Below are 26,097 nucleotides of genomic sequence, written 5' to 3'. Positions count from 1 at the left end.
TTGTCCGGTCTTGGTCCGCGGGCGAGTTGACCGGGAGTATGGGTATGGCCAATGATCCCGGCCATGCCTGCCTCAGCCACCACTGCCCGCCAGGCCTCCGTGACCGCGCTGCGGTTCGGGCGGGTCGCGGCGACGGGTGCCGTCGCCGCGCTGATCCTGTTCGCCGGGGTGTGGGGTTCCTGGGGGACCGCGCAGCACGTGATGCTGACCAAGGGACGCGAGCGGGGCACGATGCGGGTGGCGGACTGCGCGGGGGACGTGTGCACCGGTCCGTTCACGCCGGTTCCGGCGGATGCCGGGGCACGCGCGCGCGTGGAGATCGCGCGGACGGTCGCGGTGCGCAAGGGGCGGACGTACGACGTGGTGGTGAAGCCGGGATCGGCCGAGGTGGTGCGGTCGGGCGCGGCGGGCGTGCTGTACGCGTGGGTGCCGTTCGGCGGGGCGCTGCTGCTGGCGTCGGTGGTGGTGGCGGGCGGTATGCGGCTGACGCGGGTGGCGTGGACGCTGGCGGGGGCGGGGGCGGCGCTGCTGACGGCGGCGTTCGTGTCGCTGTGACGGCGTCGGTCCGTTCTTCACATGCGTGGGGACCTTGTGTGTTGTCCGTTCGTGATTGACCGGGAGCCGAGCCGGGCCGGAAGCTGAACCGCCCCCTCCACGTCTTCCCGTTCCTGTCGCGTAGATGGACTGCCCCATGCCCACCCCCACTCGCGTCGGCGTACTGACCGCCGTCGCCTCGGCGGCGCTCTTCGCCGTCCCCACCGCCGCTCACGCCACCGCTCCCGGCGACAACGGCACCGTCAAGATCCACGATGCCCGGACCGGCGAGGAGCTGCGCCGCAACGAGCCGCACGTGTGCACGTTCTACCTGGACGCCTTCGGCTTCGACGGCGTGCAGCGCGTCGACTGGCACATCGAGGCCTGGGCGCCGACGGCGTCCGTGAAGGGCGAGACGGTGAAGTCCGGTGCGCTCACGCTGGACGCCGGCGGTCATGGCCGTACGGAGGACCTGTCGCTGCCCGACGGTCACTACAAGCTGTTCTGGAACTTCGAGGGCGAGAAGGGCGCGGCCAAGCACAAGGTGTTCTGGACGGACTGCGCCGGCTCCGAGGGGGGCGCGGGCGCGCCGTCCGGTCCGGCGTCGCCGTCCGCTTCGGCGCCGGGCTCCTCGTCCGCCGCTTCGCCGTCGTCCTCGTCCGGCTCGGTGCCGGGCGCGCCGGCGTCGGGCTCGCCGTCCGCGGCGGTGTCCGGCTCGCCGTCCGCGGTGGTGTCCTCGTCGCCGTCCGCCCAGGGCGCCGGCGGCGACCTGGCGGAGACGGGCAACGGCGCCCCGGTGGGCCTGCTGTCGGCCGCCGCCGCGGCGCTGGTCGGCGCGGGTGGCTACCTGGTGGCCCGGCGGGTGCGGCGCGGCTGAGACCGCGGTGGACGAACGGGTGCCCCCGTGGTCGTGCGACCACGGGGGCACCCGTGTGTGCGGTGGGAGCGTCAGCCAGTGTTGCGCAGGCCCGCCGCCACGCCGTTGACGGTGAGGAGCAGGGCGCGGGCGAGCAGCGGGTCGGCGGGGGCGCCGGCGGCGGCCGCGTCGCGCTGGCGCTTGAGCAGGGCGACCTGGAGGTAGGAGATCGGGTCGAGGTAGGCGTCGCGGATGGCGAAGGTCTGCTTGAGGACGGGGGCGGCGTCGAGGAGTTCGTCCTCGCCGGTGACCCTGAGGACCTCGCGGACGGTCAGCTCGTGTTCGGCCTTGATGGTGTCGAAGACGTGCTTCAGCTCGTCGGGGACGAGGGTGTCGACGTAGTGCTGGGCGATGCGCAGATCGGTCTTGGCGAGGGTCATCTCGACGTTGGAGATGAAGTTGCGGAAGAAGTGCCACTGTTCGTGCATCTCGCCGAGCACGGTGTCCAGACCGGTTTCCCGCAGCGCCTTGAGGCCGGAGCCGACGCCGAACCAGCCGGGCACGATCTGCCGGGACTGGGTCCAGCCGAACACCCACGGGATCGCGCGCAGACCGTCGAGCGAGACGCCCGAGCCGGGGCGGCGGGAGGGCCGCGAGCCCAGGTGCAGCTCGGCGAGCTGGTCGACGGGCGTGGAGGCGAGGAAGTACGTCGGCAGGTCGGGGTTCTCGACGAGGCGGCGGTAGGCGGCGTGGGCGGCGTCGGAGACGACGTCCATGGCGGCGTCCCAGCGGGCGAGGGCCTCGTCCGACTGGCGGGGCGCGGTGTGCAGGGCGGAGGCCTGCAGGGTGGCCGCGACCGTCAGCTCCAGGTTCTCCCGGGCGAGGGAGGGGATCAGGTACTTGTCGGAGATGACCTCGCCCTGCTCGGTCACCTTGATCTCGCCCTCCAGGGTGCCCCAGGGCTGGGCGAGGATGGCGTCGTGGGAGGGGCCGCCGCCGCGGCCGACGGTGCCGCCGCGGCCGTGGAAGAGGCGCAGCCGTACGCCGTAGCGGTGGGCGACGTCGCGCAGCCGGCGCTGGGCGCGGTGGATCTCCCACTGGCTGGTGGTGATGCCGCCGAACTTGGAGGAGTCGGAGTAGCCGAGCATGACCTCCTGGACGTCGCCGCGCAGCGCGACCAGGCGCCGGTAGGACGGGTCGGAGAGCATGTCCTCGAGGATGGTGTCGGCGGCGCGCAGCTCGTCGGTGGTCTCCAGCAGCGGCACAATGCCGATCTTCGCCCAGCCGGCGTGCAGGTCGACCAGGCCCGCCTCGCGGGCGAGGACGGCGGCGGCGAAGACGTCGTCGGCGCCCTGGCACATGGAGATGATGTAGGACTCGATGACCTCGGGCCCGAAGACCTCGAGGGCCTTCTTGACGGTCTCGAAGACGCCGAGGGTCTTGGCGCCGGCGGCGTCGACGGGGGCCGGGCTGGGGGCGAGGGGCCTGCGGGAGCGCAGTTCCTTGGCGAGGAGCCTGGCGCGGTAGTCGCGGGGCATGTCCGCGTAGCGCCAGGACTCCTCGCCGAGGCGGTCGAAGAGCTGGCCGAGGGCGTGGTGGTGGGCGTCGGCGTGTTCGCGGACGTCCATGGTGGCGAGCTGGAGGCCGAAGGCGGCGAGGGTGCGGATGGTGCGGGCGAGGCGGCCGTCGGCGAAGAGGGTGCCGCGGTGCTCGCGCAGGGAGGTCTGGATGATGCGCAGGTCGGCGAGGAGTTCGCCGGTGCCGAGGTAGTCGCGGCCGTCCTGGTGGGGGGTGCCGTTGGCGAGGCGCCGCTTGGTGTTCTCCAGCTTCTGCCGGATGCAGGTGGCCTTGAGCCGGTAGGGCTCCTCGGCGTTGAGGCGCTTGTAGCGGGGGCTGATCTCGGGGAGCTGCTCGAGGTCGCTGTGCAGGGACTCGAGCAGTTCCTCGGTGGCCCCGGCGTAGCGGATGGAGTTGGAGAGCAGGCCGCGCAGCTCGTCGATCATCTCCAGGGCGTCGTTGATGCCGTGCTCGTGCTGGAGGATGAGGACGTCCCAGGTCACCTGGGGGGTGACGTTCGGGTTGCCGTCGCGGTCGCCGCCGATCCAGGTGCCGAAGGTGAGGGGGCGGGTGGCGTCGGGGAGCTTGACGCCGACGCGTTCGAGTTCGGCGGTGAGGTCCTCGAGGACGTCGCCGACGGCGCCGGCGTGGAGTTCGTCGAGGTAGTAGATGGCGTTGCGGGCCTCGTCGGCGGGTTCCGGGCGGACGACGCGCAGTTCGTCGGTCTGCCAGACGAGGTCGATGTTCTCGGCGAGGCGGATGTCGTGGCGGCGGCGGTCGGAGTCGAGGACGGGGGTGTCCAGGAGCGCGGCGATGCGCCGGAGCTTGTTGAGGACGGACCGGCGGGCGGCCTCGGTGGGGTGCGCGGTGAACACGGGGCGGACGTTGAGGTGTTCGACGGTCTGCCGCAGGTGCTCGGGGTCGGCGTCCTTCAGGCGGTCCGCGGTGCGGCTGAGCAGGCCGCCCTCGGCGGCGCGGCGGGCGCGCAGCTCGCGGCCGCGGTGGACCTGTTCGGTGACGTTGGCGAGGTGGAAGTAGGTGGAGAAGGCGCGGACCAGCTTGGCGGCGGTCTGCAGTTCGGTGCCGCGCAGCAGCTCCGCGGCGGCTTCGCCGTCCTCCCGGGTGAGGCGGCGGACCTTTTCCACGAGGTCGAGGAGCTCGGGGCCTTCCTGGCGCACGAGGGTCTCGCCCAGGAGGTCGCCCAGCCGGCGGATGTCGGCGCGCAGCTCGCTGCCGGCCGTGGTGGTCTGGTCGTCGGCACTGCTCACAGGTGCGGCTCCTTGCAGTGTTGAAGCTCGTCTGGAGGGAACCCGGGCGTCCGTCCACCGCGCGGCGGGTGCCGCTTACGGGCCTGGGCGTCCGGGAAGGAATCAGAGCGGACCGCGCTGTCCGACCGACTTCAAGGATAGGTGTCCACTCGGACGCGCAGGCTCTCGGGCTCTTGCCGCCGGACGGCACGCTGACATACTTACGATGCCGTAGGTTACGGGACCGTAGGGAAGGTCGTTCCATGTCCCACCGGTCCCGGCGGCCCGGCATCTGCCTCGACCCTAGACCCCACAGGGGACGCGCATGACCTCAAGTTCCGATGTGATCGACGAAGCCCGTAAGGCCAACGACACCTCCATCCCCTCCGCCACGCTGGGCGGCGAGCAGAAGCGTTCGATCGAACAGATCACGCTGCTCCTGTTCATCACCGTGCCGTTCGTGGCACTGGTGGCGGCCGTGCCGCTGGCCTGGGGCTGGGGGGTGAGCTGGCTCGATCTGGGCCTGCTGGTGTTCTTCTACTTCCTGGGGTGCCACGGCATCACGATCGGTTTCCACCGGTACTTCACCCACGGCTCCTTCAAGGCGAAGCGGCCCCTGCGGATCGCGCTGGCGATCATGGGCTCGCTCGCGGTGGAGGGGCCGCTGGTGCGCTGGGTGGCCGACCACCGCAGGCACCACAAGTTCTCGGACGCGGAGGGTGATCCGCACTCGCCGTGGCGGTTCGGGGAGACGGTCCCGGCGCTGATCAAGGGCCTGTGGTGGGCGCACATCGCCTGGATGTTCGACGAGGAGCAGACCCCGCAGGAGAAGTACGCGCCGGACCTGATCAAGGACGGGGCGATCCGGGCGATCTCCCGCCAGTTCGTGCTCTGGACGGCCGTGTCCCTGCTGCTGCCGCCGCTGATCGGCGGTCTGGTGACGATGTCCTGGTGGGGCGCGGTCACCGCCCTCTTCTGGGGTTCACTCGTCCGGGTGGCGCTGCTGCACCACGTCACGTGGTCGATCAACTCGATCTGCCACGCGGTGGGCAAGCGGCCGTTCAAGTCGCGGGACCGTTCGGGCAACGTGTGGTGGCTGGCGGTGCTGTCGTGCGGGGAGTCCTGGCACAACCTGCACCACGCCGACCCGACGTCGGCCCGGCACGGGGTGATGCGCGGCCAGATCGACTCCTCCGCGCGGTTCATCCGCTGGTTCGAGCTGCTCGGCTGGGCGTACGACGTGCGCTGGCCGTCACGCTCGCGTATCGATTCGCGGCGCAACACCGGCGATGACGGCTCCCGCCGCCGGAAGGAAGCGGCCGAGGCGGCATGATTGACGCCGTGGCGACCGACTCCAGCAGCACTCCCGGCAACGACAAGCAGCGGCGGACCCGCCGGACCCGTATGACCGGTGCCGAGCGCCGCCAGCAGCTGCTGGAGATCGGTCGCACCCTTTTCGCGGCGAAGGGCTTCGAGGGCACGTCGGTGGAGGAGATCGCGGCGAAGGCCGGGGTTTCCAAGCCGGTGGTGTACGAGCACTTCGGCGGCAAGGAGGGGCTGTACGCGGTGGTGGTGGACCGCGAGATGCGGCGGCTGCTGGACATGGTGACCGGCTCGCTGACCGCGGGGCACCCGCGTGAGCTGTGCGAGCAGGCGGCGTTCGCGCTGCTGGACTACATCGAGGAGTACACGGACGGCTTCCGCATCCTGGTCCGGGACTCGCCCATCCCCCAGTCGACCGGGACCTTCGCCTCCCTCATCTCCGACATCGCCACCCAGGTGGAGGACATCCTGGGCCGCGAGTTCAAGTCCCGCGGCTTCGACCCGAAGCTGGCCCCGCTGTACGCCCAGGCGCTGGTCGGCATGGTCGCACTGACCGGCCAGTGGTGGCTGGACGTGCGCCGGCCGAAGAAGGCGGAGGTCGCGGCGCACCTGGTGAACCTGGCCTGGCACGGTCTGGACGGCCTGGAGCAGAAGCCGCGGCTGATCGGGCACCGGAAGGCCTAGCGGGCTTTCCCGTGCTCCGGGCCGCGGGCAGTGCGGGCCCGGGGCGCCGGGTGGCCGCTCGCCTCCCGTCACGTCTCCTTCACGGCCACCGCGAACAGCCGGCGGAACGGCAGGACCGTGCCGTAGGGCGCGCTCGGGTAGGCGGCGCGGAGCAGGTCGCGGTACTCGGCGACGAAGGCGTCACGGGCCTCGGGGTCGTCGGCGAGCGCGGTCAGGGCGGGGCGCAGCCCGGTGCCCTTGACCCAGTCGAGGACGGGGTCCTCGCCGGCCAGGACGTGCAGGTAGGTCGTCTGCCACACGTCGGTCGCGCAGCCGAGGCGGGCGAGGCGGTCCAGGTAGGCGCCGGGGGTGTGCACGGAGTCCTGGTCGCGCAGGACGCCGCCGAGGAGGGGCTTCCAGCGGGGGCCGGCGGCCAGTTCGCGCATCAGGGCGTGCAGCGGGGCGTCGGTGTTGTCGGGGACCTGGAAGGCGAAGACGCCGCCCGGCTTCAGGCCCGCGATCCAGTCGGCGAAGCGGTCGGCGTGCCCGGGCACCCACTGCAGGGTGGCGTTCGAGACGATCAGGTCGTACGGCTCGGAGGGCGTCCAGGAGCGGACGTCGGCGTGGGCGAAGTCGAGCCGTCCGCCGCGGGCCGTGGGGCCCTCGTGGTCGACGTGCGCCTTGTCGAGCATCTCGGCCGAGTTGTCGTGGCCGGTGATGTGGGCGGTGGGCCAGCGGCCGGCGATCAGCGCGGTGACGTTGCCGGGGCCGCAGCCGAGGTCGGCGATCCGGGGCCGAGGGGAGGGGAGGTCCGGGACGCGGGCGAGGAGGTCGGTGAAGGGGCGGGCGCGGTGGCCGGCGTGGCGGAGGTACTGGGCGGGGTCCCAGGCGGGTGTCGTCATGGGGTTCACTCTCCCGAGGAGCTTGTCTTGATGTCAAGACACTCGACATCAAGAGACTTCATGTCGACACAACCACTACACTGATCTCCATGGAGGACGAGGTCGATCGACTGGTCGCAGCGTGGCGCCGGGAGCGCCCGGACCTCGACGTGGAGCCGCTCGAGGTGCTCAGCCGGGTGAGCAGGCTGGCCCGGCACCTGGACCGCGCACGCCGGCTCGCATTCGCCGAACACCAGCTCGAACCCTGGGAGTTCGACGTGCTGACCGCGCTGCGGCGCGCGGGAACCCCTTACCAGCTCTCACCCGGGCAGTTGCTGACCCAGACCCTGGTCACCTCGGGCACGATGACCAACCGGATCGACCGGCTCGCCAAGAAGGGCCTGGTGGAGCGGCTGCCGGATCCGAGCGACCGGCGGGGTGTGCTGGTCCGGCTGACCGACACCGGCCGGGACCGCGCGGACCAGGCACTGGCGGGCCTGCTGGAGCAGGAGCGGGCGATCCTCGCCGAGCTGTCCCGCGCTCAGCGTGCCGAACTGGCCGGCCTGCTGCGTCAGTTGACCGCCCCGTTCGACAACATCCCCGGCTGAGGTCCCGCCGGGCTCGCCGTGGCCCGGACGCGGGGTCCGGCACGCGTGGGCCGGTCAGGCGCTGCTGCTCTCCTCCACCCCGATGGGCCCGGCGGCCCCCAGGTCGGCCGGACCGACCCCGGCCCTGCGGGCGAGCGCCACGGCGGCGAGGGTCGAGTGGACGCCCAGTTTGCCGAGGACGTTCTGCATGTGGGTGCGCACGGTGTGCGGGGAGAGGAACAGCCGCTCGGCCACGGCCTTGCGGCCGAGTCCCGCGACCATGCACCGCAGCACCTCCCGCTCCCTCGGGGTCAGCGACTCCACCAGCCGCTCGCTCTCGGTGCGGTGCTTGCGGGCGGCCGTCAGCTCCTTGAGGACACCGGTGAGCAGGGCGGGCGGCAGATGCGTCTCGTCGCGCAGCACCCCCCGGATCACCGTCAGCAGCCGGGACAGCGAGCAGTCCTTGGCGACCCAGCCGGAGGCGCCGGCCTGCAGGGCGAGGGCGGCCCGCCGGGGGTCGTCCCGCTCGGCGAGGACCACCGTGCGCACCGCCGACTGCGCGGCGCGGACGCCCGCGACCAGCGAGATCCCGTCGACCAGCCCCTCCTCGTCGCCGTCGTGCACGGGCACGGCCGGGCGGCCGCCGGGCAGGGCGGTCCCCAGGTCGGCGTCCACGAGGAGGACGTCGTAGCGGCGGCCCTCGGCGGCCGCGCGCTCCAGGCAGCGCAGCGCGGCCGGGCCGCTGCCGGCGGCGAAGACGTCGACGTCGGGCTCGGCGGCCAGCGCGGCCGCCAGCGACTCGGCGAAGATTCGGTGGTCGTCGACGACCAGGACTCGGATGCGAACCACGAAACCCCCTTCCCCGGGCTCCACGCGGAGCAGGGGATAGCCAAGGTCCGGAGAACGACGACCCGCGCGGACACGACACAACGCGGTGAGGAACGCCGACCGCACGGCCGCCGCCGTTGCGAACACTGCTACCCCCACCACGGGCGCCGTACCCGTCTGTCTCGCCCCCTGATCAGCACCGGCCCCCACCGGCGCTGCTCCACAGAGTACGGATACGGGCACGCGGCGGAAGTCGATTTACGGAACTGGCCGCCCGGCCCGTTTATGGTGTGCCGCATGTTTCGTATTGAGGCGGAAGTCGACAGAGCCCGACGCGATCTGCTCCGCTCCCGGCTGCGGGACACCAACACGGCGGCGTCCCCGGTACTGGCGGCCCTGCGCGGCACGCCCGACGAGCGCGAAGTCCCGCTGCACGTGTGGGCGCTGGACGAGTCCGGGGACCTGGCGGGCGGCCTGGTCGGCCACACCTGGACGACCTGGCTGCACGTCACCTACCTGTGGGTCGACACCCCCCATCGCGGCGCGGGCCTCGGCTCCCGCCTCCTCGCCCACGCCGAACACACCGCCCGCACCGCCCGCGCCTGCACCACGGCCCGCCTGGAGACCTGGGACTTCCAGGCCCCGGACTTCTACAGGAAGCAGGGCTACGACGTGGTCTGCGTGATCCCCGACTATCCCCCGGGCCTCACGGAGTACACCCTGACCAAGCGGATCGCCTGACGGCGGGTCATTCCGGGGCGGCGGAGGCGGACATGCCGGCCGGGGCGGCCGGACCCGGCGCGGCAGGCGCGGCTCGCCGTCCGCCGGCACCGGCCCACCGGCCCGCTACGGCTCCTGGGGCAGCCCCATGTCCTCGGCGCTGTACCGGGGCAGGCCGGTGGTGCCGATCGACCAGGTGCCCAGGTCCGTGGAAACGGTGACCGGATCGCAGTAGGGGAGGTGCAGCCGGTTCTCGTAAGCGGGGCGGCCGTCGTTGCGGCCGGTACCCCACTGGTAGGTCCACGTTCCGTCGCGCGGGTCGATGATCAGGTAGCGGGGGATACCCAGGGCCTGGTAGTCACGTGTCGCCGGTGCCGGCCGGTGGCTGCCGCTGGCCTCACCCGGGAGCCAACGCCTCGCCCACCGCCCGGTGGACCGCCCGGGCCAGGCGGGCGCCCCAGAGGGAGCGGGGGCCGGCGAAGGGGTGGAGGGGGGTGTCGGGGGCCGGGGTTCGGGAGGCCACGCAGACGGCGTCCGTAGGGGTGCCGGAGCAGTCGTGGCCGGCGTCGAGCAGGGCCTGGACCTTGGCTTCGGTGACGGTGGCGACCGCGTTGACCAGGGCCGCGTCGGTCAGCGCCACGGGGAGGACGGCGACGATGTTGATGGTGCCCGGCTGCGCGGGCAGCACGGTGCCCTCCGCCTCGGCCGCGGCCCAGCCGCGCACGCTGATGCCCGCCGTGACGACCGCTTCCGCCCCGCCGTCCGCCGCGCGGCCGTGGCGGGAGACGTCGGCCGCCGTCATCAGCCCGACGCCCGGTCCGGCCGCGCCCGCGGCGGTGGCCAGTCCGGCGAGGTGGCGCTCCGGGTCGGTACGCCGGTAGCCGTGCGCCACCTGGGCGTTCAGGACCCAGCCGCGCTCGCCGATGCCGCCGCCGAGCACCGCGCTGCTGATCATGCGCCAGCCCAGGCCCGCCCTCCACAGCAGCGCGTGCAGCGGCTCGCCGTCCTCGGTGCGGGTCAGCAGCCGCACGTCGTGCGGTCCGGCGGTCGTGGTGGACGGGGGCAGGACGGCGGTCACCGGTTCTTCGCTCCTCGGGGTGAGAACCGGCCGATCGTATCCGCAGGCGTACCGCCGCCCCGCCCGGACGTCAGTCCAGCCGGCGCGCTCCCGGTGAAGGCACCGCCTCGAAGACCCGCGGGGCCGTGAAGCCGGCCGCGGCGAAGGCCTCCCGCACCGCCTTCGTCACCGTGTCCACGTCCGCCGCCTCCGCGAGGACGATCGCCGAGCCGCCGAAGCCGCCGCCGGTCATCCGGGCGCCGAGGGCGCCCGCGGTCAGGGCCGAGTCGACGACCAGGTCCAGCTCCGGGCAGGAGATGCGGAAGTCGTCGCGCAGGGAGGCGTGGCCCTCGGTGAGGACCGCGCCGATCGCGCGGGTCTCGCCGGAGTGCAGCAGGGCGATCGTCCGCTCGACCCGCTCGTCCTCGGTCACCACGTGCCGGACCAGGCGGACGACCTCCTCGTCGTCGCCGAGGCGGGCGAGGGCCGCGTCCAGTTCGGCGTAGGGGATGTCGCGCAGGGCGTCGACGCCGAGCAGGGCCGCGCCCTTCTCGCAGCCGGCCCGGCGCTTGCCGTACTCGCCGCCGCTGTGCGCGTGCTTGACCTGGGTGTCGACGACCAGCAGCCGCAGGCCCTCGGCCGCCAGGTCGAAGGGGATCTGCCGCTGCGACAGGTCGCGGGTGTCCAGGAACAGGGCGTGGCCCGGCTCGCAGCACGCCGAGGCGGTCTGGTCCATGATCCCGGTGGGCGCCCCGACGTAGACGTTCTCGGCGCGCTGGCACAGGCGGGCGAGCTGCCAGCGCTGCAGGCCGAGGCCGTACAGGTCGTTCAGGGCGAGGGCGACGACGACTTCGAGGGCGGCGGAGGAGGACAGTCCGGCGCCGGTGGGGACCGTGGAGGCGAGGTGGACGTCGGCGCCGGTGACCGGGTGGCCGGCTTCGCGCAGCGCCCAGACGACGCCCGCCGGGTACGCCGTCCAGTCCTTGTCGCTCTGCGGTGCGAGCGCGTCCAGCGCGAGTTCGACGGCCTCGCCGCCGATGTCCGCCGAGTGCAGCCGCAGCACGCCGTCGGTGCGGCTGGAGACCGCGGCCGTGGTCCGGTGCGGCAGGGCGAACGGCATCACGAAGCCGTCGTTGTAGTCCGTGTGCTCACCGATGAGGTTGACCCGGCCGGGCGCCGCCCACACCCCTTCCGGGGCGGCGCCGTACAGCTCGGTGAAACGCCCGGTGACCTGCTCAGCCCCCACTACCGCTCCTTCGAGATGTGCTGTGCGAACTCCCAGGCGTCCGCGACGATGCCCGCGAGGTCCGCGCGGGACGGGTTCCAGCCCAGCTTCTCGCGGGCCGTGTCCGCCGAGGCCACCAGGACCGCCGGGTCGCCGCCGCGGCGCGGCGCGACGACCTCGGGGATCGGGTGCCCGGTGACCTTGCGGACGGTCTCGACGACCTCGCGGACGGAGAAGCCGCTGCCGTTGCCGAGGTTGCAGATCAGGTGCTCGCCCGGCCGGGCGGCCTTCAGGGCCAGCAGGTGTGCGTCGGCGAGGTCGGCGACGTGGATGTAGTCGCGGACGCAGGTGCCGTCCGGGGTGGGGTAGTCGTCGCCGTAGACGGAGATCGCGTCGCGGCGGCCCTGGGCGACCTGGAGCACCAGCGGGATCAGGTGCGACTCGGGGTCGTGGCGCTCGCCGAACGTGCCGTAGGCGCCGGCCACGTTGAAGTAGCGCAGCGACACCGCGGCAAGGCCGTGGGCGTTCGCCTCGCTGGTGATCATGTGGTCGACGGCCAGCTTGGTGGCTCCGTAGGGATTGGTCGGCCTGGTCGGGGCGGTCTCCACGATCGGGACCTGCTCCGGTTCGCCGTAGGTGGCCGCCGTGGAGGAGAAGACCAGCTTGCGGACGCCCGCCCCGCGCATCGCGCCGAGCAGCGCGAGGCTGCCGGCGACGTTGTTCTCCCAGTACTTCTCCGGCTTCACCACGGACTCGCCGACCTGGGAGGAGGCGGCGAAGTGCAGCACGCCGTCGTAGGAGGGGTCGAGCCACTTCGCGGCGTCCCGGATGTCGCCCTCGACGAAAGCGGCGCCGGCGGGCACGCCCACGCGGAAGCCGGTGGAGAGGTTGTCGAGGACCGTGACCTCGTGTCCGGCCTCCAGCAGGTGCTGGGCCACGACGCTGCCGACGTACCCCGCCCCGCCCGTCACCAGGTACTTCATGAACTCGCTACCTCTCGCAGTCGCTCGGCCGCGGCTTCCGGCGGCACGTCGTTGATGAACACGTTCATGCCGGACTCGGAACCCGCGAGGAACTTCAGCTTGCCGGAAGTGCGGCGGATGGTGAAAAGCTCGAGGTGGAGCGCGAAGTCGTCCCGCGTCACACCGTCGAACTCCTCCAGCGCGCCGAACGGGGCCTGGTGCCAGGCCGCGATGTACGGCGTCGGAGGTTCACCCTCGCCGAAGATACGGTCGAAGCGCCTCAAGAGTTCCAGATAGACCTGGGGGAACTCTGTGCGCGCCGCCTCGTCCAGGGCCAGCAGGTCGGGCACGCGCCGCTTGGGGTACAGGTGGACCTCGTAGGGCCAGTGCGCCGCGTAGGGCACGAAGGCCGCCCAGTGTTCACCCTGGAGTACCACGCGCTCCCCGGCGAGTTCCCGCGCCAGGACGTCGTCGAACAGGTTCCGCCCGCCGGTGGCCTCCTTGTGGGCGGCGAGCGAGCGGAGCATCAGCGCGGTGCGGGGGGTGGTGAAGGGGTAGGCGTAGATCTGTCCGTGCGGGTGCTGGAGGGTCACGCCGATCTCGGCACCCCGGTTCTCGAAGCAGAACACCTGCTCGACGGAGGGCAGATGCGAAAGCTCGGAGGTGCGGTCCGTCCACGCGTCCAGGACCAGCCGCGCCTGTTCCTCGCCGAGGCCGGCGAAGGAGGCGTCGTGGTCGGAGGTGAAGCAGACCACCTCGCAGCGGCCGGAGTCGCCGGCGAGCGAGGGGAAGCGGTTCTCGAAGACGACCACGTCGTACGAGGAGTCCGGGATCTCGCTGAGCCGCTCGCCCCGCGTCGGGCACAGCGGGCACTGGTCGGCCGGCGGGTGGTAGGTGCGGCCCTGGCGGTGGGAGGCGACGGCGACCGAGTCGCCGAGCAGCGGGTCGCGGCGGATCTCGGAGGTGGTGACCGTGGCGTCCAGGGGGCGGCGGTCGACGGCGTCCCGCACGGTGTCGTCCCGGAGGTCGTAGTAGATCAGCTCACGACCGTCGGCCAGCCGGGTCGAGGTCTTCTTCACGCCGGACTCCTTGTTCCGCGCCTCGATGAGGCGCGCCCGCACTCAATCACTCAACACAATCAAACATAACAGATCACAACCTCACAGCACCGCGTACGATCACAATCAAACAAAGAACACCACCAGAAGTGTTCAATTGCTGAACACAGAGGCGTAGGTTCCGCTCTGGATCAGTTCGCGCGACGAAGCGAGTGCTCATGCATACCCCCACATACGCCCCCACCTATCTGGCGGCGGAGCTACGGCTCCCCACCAACTGGCTGGACTACACGATCCTGGCGATCTACTTCCTCGTCGTCCTCGGTATCGGCTTCGCGGCCCGCCGGTCCGTCAAGACCAGCCTCGACTTCTTCCTTTCCGGACGCTCGCTGCCCGCCTGGATCACCGGCCTCGCCTTCATCTCGGCGAACCTGGCGGCCACCGAGATCCTGGGCATGGCCGCCAACAGCGCCCAGTACGGCGCGTACACCGTGCACTGGTACTGGATCGGCGCCATCCCCGCCATGGTCTTCCTCGGCCTGGTGATGATGCCCTTCTACTACGGCAGCAAGGTCCGCTCGGTCCCCGAGTTCCTGCTGCTGCGCTTCGACCGGGCCGCCCACCTGCTCAGTTCGATCCTGTTCGCCTTCGCCGCCATCCTGATCGCGGGCGTCAACCTCTACGCGCTCGCGATCGTGGTGGAGGCCCTGCTCGGCTGGCCGCAGTGGGTCGCCATCGTGGTCGCCGGCGCCTTCGTGCTCGCGTACATCACGCTCGGCGGTCTCTCCTCGGCGATCTACAACGAGGTGCTGCAGTTCTTCGTGATCCTCGCCGCCCTCATCCCGATCACCATCCTCGGCCTGAAGAAGGTCGGCGGCTGGAACGGCCTGACCGAAAAGCTGACCGCCACCCACGGGCAGAACTTCACCACCGCCTGGGGCGGCACCGGCATCGGCAGCACCAACCCGCTGGGCGCCAACTGGCTCACCATCGTGCTCGGCCTCGGCTTCGTGCTCTCCTTCGGCTACTGGACCACCAACTTCGCCGAGGTGCAGCGCGCCCTGTCCGCCAAGAACCTCTCGGCGGCCCGGCGGACGCCGCTGATCGCCGCCTATCCGAAGATCTTCATCGTCTTCCTGGTGATGATCCCCGGCCTGGTCGCCGCCGCGATCGTCCCGAACTTCGGCACCGCGGGCTCCGGTTACCAGTACAACGACGCCATCCCCTACCTGATGCAGGAGCTGCTGCCCAACGGCGTGCTCGGCATCGCGGTCACCGGCCTGCTGGCGGCCTTCATGGCGGGCATGGCGGCGAACGTGTCGTCGTTCAACACGGTGTTCACCACCGACATCTGGGAGAAGTACGTGGTGCCGGGCCGTGAGGACGGGTACTACGTCCGCTTCGGCCGCCTGATCACCGTCATCGGTGTCTGCGCCTCCATCGGCACGGCGTTCCTGGCGTCCTCGTTCTCGAACATCATGTCGTACCTGCAGACGCTGTTCTCCTTCTTCAACGTGCCGATGTTCGTCGTCTTCATCGTCGGCATGTTCTGGAAGCGCGCGTCCGCCAAGGCCGGCTTCTGGGGTCTGCTCGCCGGCACCGTGACCGCGATGGTCAACTACTTCGTGTTCTACAAGAAGGGCATCATCTCGATCCCCTCCGACCAGGGCGCCAACTTCGTCTCCGCGATCGCCGGCTTCGTCGCCGGCGCGATCGTGATGTTCGCCGTGTCCCTGTTCACCAAGCCCAAGCCGGCGGAGGAGCTGCAGGGGCTGGTCTACGGCACCCGCTCCCCCGGCATGGCCGAGCCGCCCGCCCCGGGCGACGACGCCTGGTACCGCAAGCCGGCCCTGCTGGGCTGGGGCGCGGTCGTGCTCGCCGCCGCCTGCTACATCCCGTTCTCGTTCTGACGCGGGAGGACCGAGGAAATCATGACCGAACAGCCTGGACAGCCCGACCACCCCGGCCGGCACCACCACTACACCGAGGGCGACCTCTCGCGGGACGTCGCCGACCTCGAGTCCAAGTCGGCGACCGCCGCCCGCATCTTCGACCTGCGCCGCATCATCGGCGGCCTGTTCGTCCTGTACGGCGTCATCGTCACGATCGTCGGCATCACCGACTCGCAGTCCGCCATCGACAAGGCGCAGGGCGTCAACATCAACCTCTGGACCGGGATCGGGATGCTGCTGCTGGGCGTCTTCTTCCTGGCCTGGCTGAAGCTGCGGCCGACTCCGCCGCCGCTTCCCCCGGAGGGGCTGCCGGAGGAGAAGGAGCAGGCGTAGTCGCGCGTCTCATCCGTCCGCGGCCGCGCGGGGGCCGACCGCTCCCACGCGGCCGCGCCGCTCCCCGGCAGCACCCGGTGCCGCGGCCGGAAAGCGTCACCGGCTCGCGACGCCGGCACGGTACTGGGCCTGTCCGACCGTTCGCGCCGGATCGGTCCGCGGCGTCCGGTGCCGTGCACCGCAAGGCGGAGGGTCGCCCTCGTACTGGATGCACCTGGGCGCACCCGACGACGCGGCGAGGTGCGGCGCCAGGCGTCGCGGGCCCGGCGGGAATCGTCGGACAGGCCCTAGGCGGGACCGGTCTCCAGGTACGGGCCCGCCCGGTCCAGCAGGCCGGTGCGGGCCGCCAGGGCCGCCGCCTCGAGCCTGGAGCCCACGCCCAGCTTCATCAGGACCCGCTGGACGTGCGTGCGCGCGGTGCTCGGCGCGATGCCCATGCCTGCCGCGATCACCCGGGTGTCCTCCCCGTCGGCGACCCGGACCAGCACCTCCACCTCCCGGGGCGTCAGCATCTCCAGCAGCCGCTGTCCCTCGTCGTCCGGCTGGGCCGCCGGGTTGAGCAGCTCGGCGAAGGCTCCCTGGAGGAGCTGCGGCGCCACCGCCGCCTCGCCCGCCCGCGCCTTCATGATGGCCCGCTCGACACCCTCGATGCGCTCGTCGTGCCGTACGTAGCCGGAGGCCCCCGCCGCGAACGCGGCCGCGATGCCCCGCGGCGACGGCACCGGGCCCAGCACCAGCACCGCCACCTGCGGCCGCTCCCGCTTGATCTTCACCACCGGGTCGAAGGCCCCCGGCTCGGCCGGCGCCGCCGTGCCCAGCAGGCACACCTCGGGCGCCCGCGAGATCACCAGGTCGGCCGCGCCCGCCGCCGGCGCCGCCGCGGCGAGCACCCGGTGCCCGCGCAGCTTCAGCGCCGACGCCAGCGCCTCCGCGAGCAGCCGGTGGTCGTCGACGACCATGAGCCGCGCTCCCATAGAGCAACCCCCCAGCCCTCCCCCATGGATGCCCCACTATGGACGCCCACCGGTCCACCACGACAGAGAGCCCCCCGGCACCCCGCCCTTCATGCCCCCGGAAGCTACACGCTTGTTCGACGTCGCGCTGCCCCTATGCGGCAGAAGTGCCCCGGATGGTGAAATCCGGGGCACTGCCTGGTCATCCCCTGTATCGGCCCCGGCGCCCGTGAGCGCGCCGGGGCGGACGGTCAGCCGCCCGAGCCGAACGCGAGCAGCAGGTACTCCTTGCCGTACGTGGACTTGTGCGCGTACACGGCCGACATGTAGAGCCGGCCCTGCCCGTACAGGATCTCCGCGTACTCCGGCAGCATCGTGGTCTCGGCCCGCCGCACGCTCTCGGTGGACGGGTTCTTAAGCAGCGTGGTCGCCTTGAAGGAGGGGCCGCCGATGGTGACGACCTGCCCGCCCTGGTCGTACGGCGGGTGCTTGTAGGCGATCAGGTTGCCGCCGTCCATGCGCAGCGGGGAGAGCGTGTAGCCGTCGCCGGCCTCGGCGCGCTGGCCGGTCTGCTTGCCTGTGGCGAGGTCGAAGACGACGATCTCGTTGGTCTTGCTGTAGTCGCCGCTGCCGTCGTGCTCCTCCGTCGGTACGTACAGCCTGCCGTTGCCGGCGACGACCTCGCGGCAGTCCTCGACGCGGGTGATGCTGTCGCAGCGGCCGGCGTAGGTGTCGGACGGCGCGGAGATCCGGGTGAGCAGCTTGCCGGTCTTGTTGTCGATGGAGAAGTAGTCCGAGATGCCGCTGCCGTCGTCGGCGCTGTCGCCGACGTCGGCGGCCACCACCAGCGGGTCGGTGGAGACGATGCCGGCGTACTCGATGCCCGCGGCCATCTTGTAGTCGGATATCACCTTTCCGGAGACCGCGTCGATGGTCTGGATGTGGAGCTGGCGCTCGCCGTAGCTGCCGCACTTGCGCACCGCGACCAGCTTCGGGCCGCCGCCGTAGCCGGCGTCCGAGCAGGAGTCCTCCGGCTTGGGCTGCCACAGCGCCTTGCCGGTGCCGATGTCGAACGCCGCGCCGCCGTTGCTGCTGCCGACCGCGACGGTGTGCTGGGAGACCGTCACGTTCTGCAGGTTGGCGGTGTAGTCACCGTTCTTGACCGTCTTGGTCCAGAGCCTGGCGCCCTTGTCGAGGTCGATGGCGGCGACCTGGCTGCAGCCCTCGCTGGAGCCCTTCTCGGGCATCTTCGGCTGGAAGACGACCGCCGTCTTGTTGTCCTCGGTGACGTGCTTGCTGGCCGTGCACACCGGGCCGGGCAGCTTGATGGTCCACATCTTGGTGCCCGCGGCGGGGTTGTAGCCGACGATCTCGGCGACGCCGCTCTTGGCGTACACCGAATTGGTCAGCCAGGAGCCCGAGGTGACGACGGTGTCCTTCGTCTGGGGCATCCCGACCTGGAAGAGCACCTTGGACGCGGGGTCCGAGGGCACCTTCTCCGTGCCGCCGGACGGCGTGCCGCCGGTGGCGCCGTCCTTGCCGCCGGTGCCGTCCTCGCCGCCGCTGGAGCTGGCGGTGTCGTCCTTCTTGCCGTCACCGCCGGAGGACTTGGCGTACCAGACGCCGCCGCCGACTATCAGCGCGATGGCGGCGACCGCCGCGACGATGATGACGAGCGCGGCGTTGTTCCGGCCCCCGCCGGGCTGCCCGGGCTGCGCCTGCGTCGCCACCGTGGGCCCGCCGGGGTAGCCGTAACCCGGCTGCTGCGCGTACGGGCCCACGGGCTGGGTCGGCTGCCCGTACGGGTTCGGCTGCGCGCCGGGGTAGCCGTAGCCGGGCGGCTGCGGGGCCTGCGGCTGGGGCGGCTGCGGGAAGCCGTAACCCGGCTGCGGGGCCTGCGGGTAGCCGTAGCCCGGCTGGGGCGGCTGCGGCGCCGGGGGCTGCTGCGGGTAGCCGTAGCCGGGCTGCGGACCCTTCTGCAGGCTGGGCGGCGCCTGGGGCGCGGGCGGGGCGGCGGGGCCCTGCGGGGCGGCCGGGGTCTGGGGGGCGGCGGGCGGCTGTTCCTGGGGCGGACCGAAACCCCCCTGCTGCGGGGGCTGGTTGGGCGGCGGGGGCGGCTGGCTCATGACGGGTGTACCTCGGTGAAGCTGTCGGGGCCTGGCGGCGTGGGGACGGTGGGAGAAGGGCCTGGACTCACTTGCCGAAGGCCATCATCAGCTTCTCCTTCGAGTCGTCGTTGCCGGACAGCCGGGTGGTGGAGATGTAGAAGCGCCCGCCGGTCCAGCTCACCGCGCCGTCGTAGAAGCCGTTCTCGATCCGGGCCGTGCCCGACGGGTTCTGCAGCAGCTTGGTCGTGGTGTGCGAACCGCCGCCGGTCGGCACGGACACGATCTGGCCGCCCGTGTCGTACGACGGGTCCACGTAGGCGATGAGCTTGCCGTTCTCCGTCGTCAGCGGGGACATCGACTCGTCCGCCGGCGACTTCACCCGCCACTTCTCCTTGCCGTCGGCCAGGCCGATGGCGACGATCTCGTTGGCGCCGCTGGTCGCGCTGGTGGGCAGGTAGAGCGTGTCGGCGTCGACGGCCACGCCCTGGCAGCCCTGGAGGTCGCGTTCGAGGATCGCCCAGCCGCACTGCGGGGCGAACTTCTCGTTCACCTTGACCTCGGAGCGGAACTTGCCGTCCTTGGTGAAGGTGGAGATGTTCCAGGCCTTCTTGTTCTCGTTGGTCAGGTAGACCACGAGCGGGTCCAGGGAGTAGGTCCGCGCGACCCGCCAGCCCTTCTTGACCGGCTGCGTCCATCTGGCCTTGCCGGTGGCCGGGTCGAGTTCCTGGATCTCCTCGTGCGCGTCGCTGCCGCCGGCGTTGCAGGAGGCCACCTGGACCAGCCGGTCCGTGCCGCCCGCGAACGCGGTCGGGAAGCAGGCGTCGCCGTACTTCTTCTTGTCGTACAGCTTCTTGCCGCTGTCTAGGTCGTACGCCGTGCCCGACTGCGAGCGGCCCACCATCAGCGTCTTGCCGCTGACGCTCAGTTCGACGCTGATGGCGCTGTCGAACAGCTCGCCGTCGGCGACCTGGGCGCTCCAGCCCTTCTTGCCGGTGGCCAGGTCCACCTGCTGGAGCTGGTTGCACTTGGCGCGGTCGCTGACACCGCTCATGTAGGCCACGACGATCTTGTCGTCGGCCGACTTGTGCGGGGTGACAGCGCAGATCTTCTGGGGGAAGGAGATCGGGTCCCAGGTGGGCCTGCCGTCACCGACGTCGTAGGCGAAGAGCTGCTTGTACGCGGCCTTCACCGCGGTCCTGTCGGTGATCCACATGCCGGGCGCGTCCGCGCCGGAGCCGGGGGCGTCGGGCGCCGTCTTGTACCAGAGCACCTTGGCCTCGCCGGGCTTGCGGCCCTCGTTGAGGTTCTCCGGGTCCGCGCCGCCGTCGCCGCTGCCGTCGCCGGGGTTGACCGGGGCGTCGGTGGCGGGCTGCTTGCCGTCGCCGCTCTGCTGGGCGACCGGCTTCTTGCCGTCGTCGCCGCCGTCGCCGGTGACGGCGTACACGGTGCCGCCGACGACGAGCAGCGCGGCCGCGGCCGCGCCGATGATCAGCGCCGTCTTCTTCCTGTTCGCCGGCGGCCCGCCGTAGGGGGCGCCGCCGGGGGCGCCGGGGTACTGCGGCGGCTGCTGCGGGTAGCCGTAGCCGGGCTGCGGGGCGTAGGGGCCGGGCTGCTGGGGCTGCCCGTAGGGGCCGGGGGCGCCGGGCGCGGGCTGCCCGTAGGGGCCCGGCTGGGCGTAGGGCCCGGGCTGCTGGGGGTAGCCGTAGCCGGGCTGGGGCTGCGGGGGCTGGGCCGGTGCCTGCGGCGGCGGGGGCGGTGACTGCGGGGCGCCGAATCCGCCGCCCTGCGGCGGCTGGTCCTGCGGTGCTCCGAAGCCGCCCTGCGGCGGTTGGTTGGGCGGCTGGGTCATCAGCGCTCTTCCCCCTCGTTCACTGATTCTTAGCCACGCCCCGAGGTTCGCTCACGGACCCAGGTCGTATTCATACGGTTCTCAGACGGCTCTTTCTATCACCCGGCGCCGACGGCACTGACGTACGTATCCACGCCTGTTCCCAAGGGAGAACCGGGCCGTGATGCCGCCGTTACGCGCCTTCACGCCCTCTTCACGCGGGGCACGCGAAGGCGGCGCGCACGGCGCTTTCACGCCGCGCGCGCCGCCTGGGTGCGCCCTGTCCGCGCTTTACGCGTCCTCCGCCAGTTCCAGCCAGCGCAGCTCCAGTTCCTCGCGCTCGCCGGCCAGGTCGCGCAACTGGGCGTCCAGTTCGGCGACCTTGGCGAAGTCGGTGGCGTGCTCGGCGATCTGCGCGTGCAGCCTGGTCTCCTTCTCGGAGACCTTGTCCAACTGGCGCTCGATCTTCTGGAGTTCCTTCTTGGCCGCGCGCTGGTCGGCGGCGCTCCTCTCCTGCGTGGCCGGCTTGGCCGCGGCGGCGGGCTGGGCGGCGACCGCCTCCTCCATGCGCCGGCGCCGTTCCAGGTACTCGTCGATGCCGCGCGGCAGCATCCGCAGGGCGCCGTCGCCGAGGAGCGCGAACACCCGGTCCGTGGTGCGCTCGACGAAGAACCGGTCGTGGGAGATGACGATCATCGAGCCGGGCCAGCCGTCGAGGACGTCCTCGAGCTGGGTGAGGGTCTCGATGTCGAGGTCGTTGGTGGGCTCGTCGAGGAAGAGGACGTTGGGCTCGTCCATGAGGAGCCGCAGGAGCTGGAGCCGGCGCCGCTCACCACCGGAGAGGTCGCCGACCGGCGTCCACTGCTTCTCCTTGCCGAAGCCGAAGGTCTCGCAGAGCTGGCCCGCGGTCATCTCGCGCCCCTTGCCGAGGTCGACGCGCTCGCGGACCCGCTGCACGGCCTCCAGGACCCGCCAGTCGGGGTCGAGTTCGGCGACCTCCTGGGAGAGGTAGGCGAGCTTGACCGTGCGGCCGACGGCGATGCGCCCGCCGACGGGCTGCGCCTCCCCGCCGGTGCGCGCCGCTTCGGCCATGGCCCGCAGCAGCGAGGTCTTGCCGGCGCCGTTGACGCCGACCAGGCCGATGCGGTCGCCGGGGCCGAGCTGCCAGGTGACGTGCTTGAGCAGCACCTTGGGGCCCGCCTGCACGGTGACGTCCTCGAGGTCGAAGACGGTCTTGCCCAGCCGCGAGGAGGCGAACTTCATCAGCTCGCTGCTGTCCCGGGGCGCCGGCACGTCCGCGATCAGCTCGTTGGCCGCCTCCACCCGGAAGCGCGGCTTGGAGGTGCGGGCGGGCGCTCCGCGCCGCAGCCAGGCGAGCTCCTTGCGGATCAGGTTCTGCCGCTTGGCCTCCTCGGTGGCGGCGATCCGCTCCCGCTCCGCGCGGGCGAAGACGTAGTCGGAGTAGCCGCCCTCGTACTCGTAGACGTCGCCGCGCTGCACGTCCCACATGCGGGTGCAGACCTGGTCCAGGAACCACCGGTCGTGGGTGACGCAGACCAGCGCCGAGCGCCGGTTGCGCAGGTGCTCGGCGAGCCAGGCGATGCCCTCGACGTCGAGGTGGTTGGTGGGCTCGTCCAGGACGATGAGGTCCTGTTGCTCGATGAGCAGCTTGGCGAGCGCGATGCGGCGCCGCTCACCACCGGAGAGCGGTCCGATGACGGTGTCCAGCCCCTTGGGGAAGCCCGGCAGGTCCAGCCCGCCGAACAGCCCGGTGAGCACGTCGCGCACCTTGGCGTTGCCGGCCCACTCGTGGTCGGCCATGTCACCGATGACCTCGTGGCGGACGGTGGCGGACGGATCGAGGGAGTCGTACTGGGTGAGCACCCCGAGCCGCAGCCCGCCGGAGTGGGTCACGCGCCCGGAGTCAGCCTCCTCCGCCTTGGCCAGCATCCGGATGAGGGTGGTCTTGCCGTCGCCGTTGCGCCCGACGACCCCGATCCGGTCCCCCTCGGACACACCGAGCGAGACGCCGTCGAGCAGGGCACGGGTGCCGTACACCTTGCTGACGTTCTCGACATTGACCAGGTTGACGGCCATTTCACTCCTGTGCGCGGGACTGTGTCGACACGCGGCTGCGCCGCCTGTCAGCCTTCTAGCCTAGGGCCTGGGGGCGAGGCGCCGGTTTCCTCGAAGCACCGTCGCCCCGGGCACCGGCCCCGCCGCCGTCCGTACCGTCCGGCAGGTCCCCGAAGCGCGCAGCGCCTCGGCGGTCTTCTCCGCCGCGCCGGCGTCGCGGGTGAGGAACGCGGTCGTCGGGCCCGAGCCGGAGATCAGCGTGGCGAGCGCGCCGGCCCGGCGCCCCGCTTCGAGGGTGTCGGCCAGCTCGGGGAAGAGGGAGAGGGCGGCCGGCTGGAGGTCGTTGGAGAGCGAGGCGGCCAGCGCGTCGGTGTCGCCCTTGGCCAGGGCCGCCAGCAGCTCCGGGGAGGCCACCGGCTCCGGGATCCGCCGTCCCTCCGCCAGCCGGTCGAACTCGCGGAACACCGCGGGCGTCGAAAGCCCCCGCCCGGCCATCGCGAACACCCAGTGGAAGGTGCCGCCGGTCTCCAGCGCCGTGAGGCGTTCGCCGCGCCCGGTGCCGAGGGCGGCGCCGCCGACCAGGCTGAACGGCACGTCGCTGCCCAGTTCGGCGCAGATGGCGAGCAGCTCGGCGCGCGAGGCGCCCACGCCCCACAGCGTGTCGCAGGCGAGCAGCGCGCCCGCGCCGTCCGCGCTGCCGCCCGCCATGCCGCCCGCCACCGGGATGTCCTTGGCGATGTGGATGTGCACGGCCGGTTCGATGCCCCGGCGCGCGGCCAGCGCGATCGCCGCACGCGCGGCGAGGTTGCCGCGGTCCAGCGGGACCTGGTCCGCGTCCGGCCCCTCGCAGGTGACGCGCAGCTCGTCGGCCGGGGCGACGGTGACCTCGTCGTACAGGCCCACGGCGAGGAAGACGTTGGCGAGGTCGTGGAACCCGTCGGGTCTGGCGGCGCCGACCGCGAGCTGGACGTTGACCTTCGCGGGGACGCGCACGGTGACGCTCACTCGCCGGACTCCTCGTTCGGGGCCGCGGGGGCCGTGTTCCGCGCCGGTGCGGCCTCGGCGATCCGCGCGAACTCCTCCACCGTCAGCGACTCGCCCCGGGCCCGCGGCGAGACGCCGGCCGCGACCAGGGCGGCCTCGGCGGCCGCCGCGGAGCCCGCCCAGCCGGCGAGTGCGGCCCGCAGGGTCTTGCGGCGCTGGGCGAACGCCGCGTCGACGACGGCGAAGACCTCCGCCTTGGACGCCGTGGTCCGGATCGGCTCGGTGCGCCGGACCAGCGACACCAGTCCGCTGTCGACGTTGGGCGCGGGCCAGAAGACGTTGCGTCCGATGGCTCCGGCCCGCTTGACCTCGGCGTACCAGTTGGCCTTCACGGACGGCACGCCGTACACCTTGGAGCCGGGCGCGGCGGCCAGCCGGTCGGCGACCTCGGCCTGCACCATCACCAGCGTCCGCTCGATGCCGGGGAAGGTGTCGAGCATGTGCAGCAGCACGGGGACGGCCACGTTGTACGGCAGGTTCGCGACCAGGGCCGTCGGGGCGGGGCCGGGCAGCTCGGCGACGTGCATGGCGTCGGAGTGGACCAGGGCGAACCGGTCGGCGCGCTCCGGCATGCGGGCGGCGATGGTCGCCGGAAGGGCCGCGGCCAGCACGTCGTCGATCTCGACGGCGGTGACCCGGTCGGCGGCCTCCAGCAGCGCGAGGGTGAGGGAGCCGAGCCCCGGACCGACCTCGACGACCACGTCGTCGGGGCGGACCCCGGCGGTGCGGACGATACGGCGGACCGTGTTGGCGTCGATCACGAAGTTCTGGCCGCGCTGCTTGGTGGGACGGACACCGAGCGCGGCGGCGAGCTCGCGGATGTCGGCCGGGCCGAGGAGGGAGTCGGAGGTGGGGCTGGTCACGGGACAAGGGTACGGGGCCGCCGGAACGCCCTCGCCCGGCTCCCCGTGCTCAGCGGTGGTGCAGCCGCGGCCCGCAGTGCGGCCAGGGGCTGGCGCCACGGCGCACGTACAGCTTCTTGGCGCGGATCGTCTGCTCCTCCGCCGAGGCGTCCTGCGGGCGCCCGCTGCCGCCGAGGCTGCGCCAGGTGCTGGTGTCGAACTGGTAGAGCCCGCCGTACGTGCCCGAGGGGTCGACCGCGTTGGGCCGGCCGCCGGACTCGCAGGCGGCGAGGGCCCGCCAGTTCAGGCCCTCGGCGCCCCGGACGGTGGCCGGGCGGGCCTTGGTGCCCACCTTCACCACCTGGGTGCGCGGCTTGCGCAGCACCTCCGAGGCCTCCTTGCGCGGCTTCTCCCGGACGCCGTTGACGGTGCGCAGGTAGTAGGTGACCTGGCGCAGTCCGGGCCTCCCGGGCCGTTCGACGACCTCGGTGCCGCGGAACAGGGAGTGGTCCTTCACCCGCTTCACGTGGAACGGGATGCGCTCCTCGCGCACCTCGCGGAAGCCGTGCACCCGCAGCACGGTCACCGTCTGGCCGTCACGCGGGAAGCTGTCGGGCGGGACCGAGGTGGTGTCCTGGCCGCGCAGGGTGACACCGGCCTCCTCGACGGCTTCGCGGACGGTGGCCGCGTTGGTGCGGATGGTGCGGGCGCGGCCGTCCGCCACGACGGTGACGGCGCGCTCGGTGCGCACGTCCAGCGCGAGTCCGGCGCGTCCGATGCTCCGGGAGCGCGAGGCCGACAGGTACGCGCCCTCGGCGCGCACCCCCATCTCGCGCAGCGCGCCGTCCACGGTCGGGGACGTGGTCCACACCTGGCGCTCCTGGCCGTCCAGCTTCAGCCGTACCGGGCGCCCGTAGCGCACCGCGACCGCGTCGCCGCTGGCGAGTGCCGTGCCGGGGGCGGGCGCGATCATGTCGTGCCGGCCCACCCGCAGGCCCTGGTCGTCGAGCAGCCCGGAGACGTCGTCGGCGTAGGTGTGCAGGGTGCGCTGCCGGCCGTCGACGCTCAGCTCGACCGCCTTGTCCTCGGCGACGAAGGCGGTGGTGCCGCCGGCGAGGAACGCGACGACCAGTGCCTGCGGCAGCAGCCGGCGCACGGCGGAGTCCGGGCGCTCGCCGAACCGCCCCTTGCGCCGGCGGGCGGCCCGCCGGCCGCGCGCGGCGGGCGCCTCGGGCTCCGGTGCCGCCCCGGGTTCGTCACTCAGCGTCATCGCCAGGGTCGGCGTCCGGACCGGCGGCGCCGGCTCGGCGGCGAAGTTCGCCTCCGCCCCGTGGGCGGGCCGGCCGGTGTCCTCGCGGACGCCGGCCGGCAGCGTCTCCGCCGTGTGGACGGAGGCGTCAGGGCCGTAGGGGCCGTACGTCTCGTGCTGGGGCTTGCTCACGCCGACACGCTCCAGGGGGCCA

The 26,097-nt window shown here is 72.4% G+C and carries 22 protein-coding genes; 8 read left to right on the top strand and 14 right to left on the bottom strand.

Going from position 1 to position 26,097, the window contains the following annotated elements; translation table 11 throughout:
• Positions 1–51: 51 nt before the first annotated feature.
• Positions 52–555: a hypothetical protein gene (locus ACFQ9Z_RS31370; RefSeq protein ID WP_383026844.1), complete on the top strand. Its 504-nt coding sequence runs from the start codon at positions 52–54 to the stop codon at positions 553–555.
• Positions 556–691: 136 nt separating this feature from the next.
• Positions 692–1,411, top strand: a complete 720-nt coding sequence (locus ACFQ9Z_RS31365; protein WP_383026841.1) for a hypothetical protein — start codon at positions 692–694, stop codon at positions 1,409–1,411.
• Positions 1,412–1,482: 71 nt separating this feature from the next.
• On the opposite strand, the gene ppc is transcribed toward ACFQ9Z_RS31365, so the two are convergent.
• Positions 1,483–4,215, bottom strand: a complete 2,733-nt coding sequence (ppc, locus tag ACFQ9Z_RS31360; RefSeq protein ID WP_383026838.1) for a phosphoenolpyruvate carboxylase — start codon at positions 4,213–4,215, stop codon at positions 1,483–1,485.
• A gap of 304 nt (positions 4,216–4,519) precedes the next feature.
• On the opposite strand from ppc, the gene ACFQ9Z_RS31355 reads away from it, so the two are divergent.
• Positions 4,520–5,527, top strand: a complete 1,008-nt coding sequence (locus ACFQ9Z_RS31355; RefSeq protein ID WP_383026835.1) for an acyl-CoA desaturase — start codon at positions 4,520–4,522, stop codon at positions 5,525–5,527.
• Entirely contained in the window at positions 5,524–6,201 is a 678-nt protein-coding gene (locus ACFQ9Z_RS31350; RefSeq protein ID WP_143631221.1) for a TetR/AcrR family transcriptional regulator, read from the top strand. The genes ACFQ9Z_RS31355 and ACFQ9Z_RS31350 overlap by 4 nt, the downstream gene beginning before the upstream one ends.
• Positions 6,202–6,269: 68 nt before the next feature.
• On the opposite strand, the gene ACFQ9Z_RS31345 is transcribed toward ACFQ9Z_RS31350, so the two are convergent.
• Positions 6,270–7,082 carry a trans-aconitate 2-methyltransferase gene (locus ACFQ9Z_RS31345; protein ID WP_383026832.1) on the bottom strand — a complete coding sequence of 271 codons (813 nt, stop codon included), beginning with the start codon at positions 7,080–7,082 and terminating at the stop codon, positions 6,270–6,272.
• An 89-nt stretch (positions 7,083–7,171) separates the two neighbouring features.
• On the opposite strand from ACFQ9Z_RS31345, the gene tamR reads away from it, so the two are divergent.
• Positions 7,172–7,669, top strand: a complete 498-nt coding sequence (tamR, locus tag ACFQ9Z_RS31340; RefSeq protein ID WP_069780386.1) for a MarR family transcriptional regulator TamR — start codon at positions 7,172–7,174, stop codon at positions 7,667–7,669.
• Between the two features lie 54 nt (positions 7,670–7,723).
• Here tamR and ACFQ9Z_RS31335 read toward each other — a convergent pair whose 3' ends face one another.
• The gene (locus ACFQ9Z_RS31335; protein ID WP_383026829.1) at positions 7,724–8,497 is read right to left on the bottom strand and encodes a LuxR C-terminal-related transcriptional regulator; all 774 of its coding nucleotides are present in this window, start codon (positions 8,495–8,497) and stop codon (positions 7,724–7,726) included.
• 276 nt (positions 8,498–8,773) lie between these two features.
• Here ACFQ9Z_RS31335 and ACFQ9Z_RS31330 point away from each other — a divergent pair, with 276 nt between their 5' ends.
• Positions 8,774–9,217 carry a GNAT family N-acetyltransferase gene (locus ACFQ9Z_RS31330; RefSeq protein WP_383026826.1) on the top strand — a complete coding sequence of 148 codons (444 nt, stop codon included), beginning with the start codon at positions 8,774–8,776 and terminating at the stop codon, positions 9,215–9,217.
• Between the two features lie 376 nt (positions 9,218–9,593).
• On the opposite strand, the gene ACFQ9Z_RS31325 is transcribed toward ACFQ9Z_RS31330, so the two are convergent.
• The 4 genes from ACFQ9Z_RS31325 to galT form a co-directional block, all read right to left on the bottom strand.
• Positions 9,594–10,274, bottom strand: a complete 681-nt coding sequence (locus ACFQ9Z_RS31325) for an adenosylcobinamide amidohydrolase (RefSeq protein ID WP_383026823.1) — start codon at positions 10,272–10,274, stop codon at positions 9,594–9,596.
• Between the two features lie 70 nt (positions 10,275–10,344).
• On the bottom strand, positions 10,345–11,499 hold the full coding sequence (gene galK, locus ACFQ9Z_RS31320; RefSeq protein ID WP_383026818.1) for a galactokinase: 1,155 nt from the start codon (positions 11,497–11,499) through the stop codon (positions 10,345–10,347).
• On the bottom strand, positions 11,499–12,461 hold the full coding sequence (gene galE, locus ACFQ9Z_RS31315; protein ID WP_383026814.1) for a UDP-glucose 4-epimerase GalE: 963 nt from the start codon (positions 12,459–12,461) through the stop codon (positions 11,499–11,501). The genes galK and galE overlap by 1 nt, the downstream gene beginning before the upstream one ends.
• On the bottom strand, positions 12,458–13,519 hold the full coding sequence (gene galT, locus ACFQ9Z_RS31310; protein ID WP_383026811.1) for a galactose-1-phosphate uridylyltransferase: 1,062 nt from the start codon (positions 13,517–13,519) through the stop codon (positions 12,458–12,460). The genes galE and galT overlap by 4 nt, the downstream gene beginning before the upstream one ends.
• 197 nt (positions 13,520–13,716) lie before the next feature.
• Here galT and ACFQ9Z_RS31305 point away from each other — a divergent pair, with 197 nt between their 5' ends.
• Both ACFQ9Z_RS31305 and ACFQ9Z_RS31300 read left to right on the top strand, forming a co-directional pair.
• Positions 13,717–15,408: a sodium:solute symporter family protein gene (locus tag ACFQ9Z_RS31305; RefSeq protein ID WP_383026808.1), complete on the top strand. Its 1,692-nt coding sequence runs from the start codon at positions 13,717–13,719 to the stop codon at positions 15,406–15,408.
• Positions 15,409–15,429: 21 nt separating this feature from the next.
• Positions 15,430–15,783: a hypothetical protein gene (locus ACFQ9Z_RS31300; protein WP_383026804.1), complete on the top strand. Its 354-nt coding sequence runs from the start codon at positions 15,430–15,432 to the stop codon at positions 15,781–15,783.
• Positions 15,784–16,070: 287 nt separating this feature from the next.
• Here the strand turns inward: ACFQ9Z_RS31300 and ACFQ9Z_RS31295 are convergent, their stop codons facing one another.
• The 7 genes from ACFQ9Z_RS31295 to ACFQ9Z_RS31265 all read right to left on the bottom strand — a co-directional run bounded on the left by ACFQ9Z_RS31295 (position 16,071) and on the right by ACFQ9Z_RS31265 (position 26,075).
• Positions 16,071–16,757, bottom strand: coding sequence for a LuxR C-terminal-related transcriptional regulator (locus tag ACFQ9Z_RS31295; RefSeq protein ID WP_383026801.1), 687 nt, complete (start codon positions 16,755–16,757; stop codon positions 16,071–16,073).
• Positions 16,758–16,987: 230 nt separating this feature from the next.
• A complete protein-coding gene (locus tag ACFQ9Z_RS31290; protein WP_383026798.1) occupies positions 16,988–18,862 on the bottom strand; it encodes a PQQ-binding-like beta-propeller repeat protein in 1,875 nt (624 codons plus the stop codon).
• A 67-nt stretch (positions 18,863–18,929) separates the two neighbouring features.
• Complete coding sequence (locus ACFQ9Z_RS31285) at positions 18,930–20,693, bottom strand: PQQ-binding-like beta-propeller repeat protein (protein WP_383026795.1); 1,764 nt, start codon at positions 20,691–20,693, stop codon at positions 18,930–18,932.
• Between the two features lie 270 nt (positions 20,694–20,963).
• Positions 20,964–22,769, bottom strand: a complete 1,806-nt coding sequence (locus ACFQ9Z_RS31280; protein WP_383026792.1) for an ABC-F family ATP-binding cassette domain-containing protein — start codon at positions 22,767–22,769, stop codon at positions 20,964–20,966.
• A 60-nt stretch (positions 22,770–22,829) separates the two neighbouring features.
• Positions 22,830–23,753, bottom strand: coding sequence for a 4-(cytidine 5'-diphospho)-2-C-methyl-D-erythritol kinase (locus ACFQ9Z_RS31275; protein ID WP_383026787.1), 924 nt, complete (start codon positions 23,751–23,753; stop codon positions 22,830–22,832).
• Positions 23,750–24,655 carry a 16S rRNA (adenine(1518)-N(6)/adenine(1519)-N(6))-dimethyltransferase RsmA gene (rsmA, locus tag ACFQ9Z_RS31270; RefSeq protein WP_383026784.1) on the bottom strand — a complete coding sequence of 302 codons (906 nt, stop codon included), beginning with the start codon at positions 24,653–24,655 and terminating at the stop codon, positions 23,750–23,752. Before rsmA ends, ACFQ9Z_RS31275 begins: the two co-directional genes overlap by 4 nt.
• 49 nt (positions 24,656–24,704) lie before the next feature.
• Positions 24,705–26,075: a ubiquitin-like domain-containing protein gene (locus tag ACFQ9Z_RS31265; RefSeq protein ID WP_383026781.1), complete on the bottom strand. Its 1,371-nt coding sequence runs from the start codon at positions 26,073–26,075 to the stop codon at positions 24,705–24,707.
• Positions 26,076–26,097 lie beyond the last annotated feature (22 nt).

Source organism: Streptomyces sp. NPDC056580, from assembly GCF_042793175.1.
Classification (GTDB): domain Bacteria; phylum Actinomycetota; class Actinomycetes; order Streptomycetales; family Streptomycetaceae; genus Streptomyces.
This window is presented reverse-complemented; position numbering and strand designations above follow the sequence as displayed.

Excerpts from the sequence above, each read along its gene's own strand:
- ACFQ9Z_RS31370 (WP_383026844.1), top strand. The coding sequence starts at position 52 with ATGATCCCGGCCATGCCTGCCTCAGCCACCACTGCCCGCCAGGCCTCC.
- ACFQ9Z_RS31365 (WP_383026841.1), top strand. The coding sequence starts at position 692 with ATGCCCACCCCCACTCGCGTCGGCGTACTGACCGCCGTCGCCTCGGCG.
- ACFQ9Z_RS31355 (WP_383026835.1), top strand. The coding sequence starts at position 4,520 with ATGACCTCAAGTTCCGATGTGATCGACGAAGCCCGTAAGGCCAACGAC.
- ACFQ9Z_RS31350 (WP_143631221.1), top strand. The coding sequence starts at position 5,524 with ATGATTGACGCCGTGGCGACCGACTCCAGCAGCACTCCCGGCAACGAC.
- ACFQ9Z_RS31345 (WP_383026832.1), bottom strand. The coding sequence starts at position 7,082 with ATGACGACACCCGCCTGGGACCCCGCCCAGTACCTCCGCCACGCCGGC.
- tamR (WP_069780386.1), top strand. The coding sequence starts at position 7,172 with ATGGAGGACGAGGTCGATCGACTGGTCGCAGCGTGGCGCCGGGAGCGC.
- ACFQ9Z_RS31330 (WP_383026826.1), top strand. The coding sequence starts at position 8,774 with ATGTTTCGTATTGAGGCGGAAGTCGACAGAGCCCGACGCGATCTGCTC.
- galE (WP_383026814.1), bottom strand. The coding sequence starts at position 12,461 with ATGAAGTACCTGGTGACGGGCGGGGCGGGGTACGTCGGCAGCGTCGTG.
- ACFQ9Z_RS31305 (WP_383026808.1), top strand. The coding sequence starts at position 13,717 with ATGCATACCCCCACATACGCCCCCACCTATCTGGCGGCGGAGCTACGG.
- ACFQ9Z_RS31300 (WP_383026804.1), top strand. The coding sequence starts at position 15,430 with ATGACCGAACAGCCTGGACAGCCCGACCACCCCGGCCGGCACCACCAC.
- ACFQ9Z_RS31295 (WP_383026801.1), bottom strand. The coding sequence starts at position 16,757 with ATGGGAGCGCGGCTCATGGTCGTCGACGACCACCGGCTGCTCGCGGAG.
- ACFQ9Z_RS31290 (WP_383026798.1), bottom strand. The coding sequence starts at position 18,862 with ATGAGCCAGCCGCCCCCGCCGCCCAACCAGCCCCCGCAGCAGGGGGGT.
- ACFQ9Z_RS31285 (WP_383026795.1), bottom strand. The coding sequence starts at position 20,693 with ATGACCCAGCCGCCCAACCAACCGCCGCAGGGCGGCTTCGGAGCACCG.
- ACFQ9Z_RS31280 (WP_383026792.1), bottom strand. The coding sequence starts at position 22,769 with ATGGCCGTCAACCTGGTCAATGTCGAGAACGTCAGCAAGGTGTACGGC.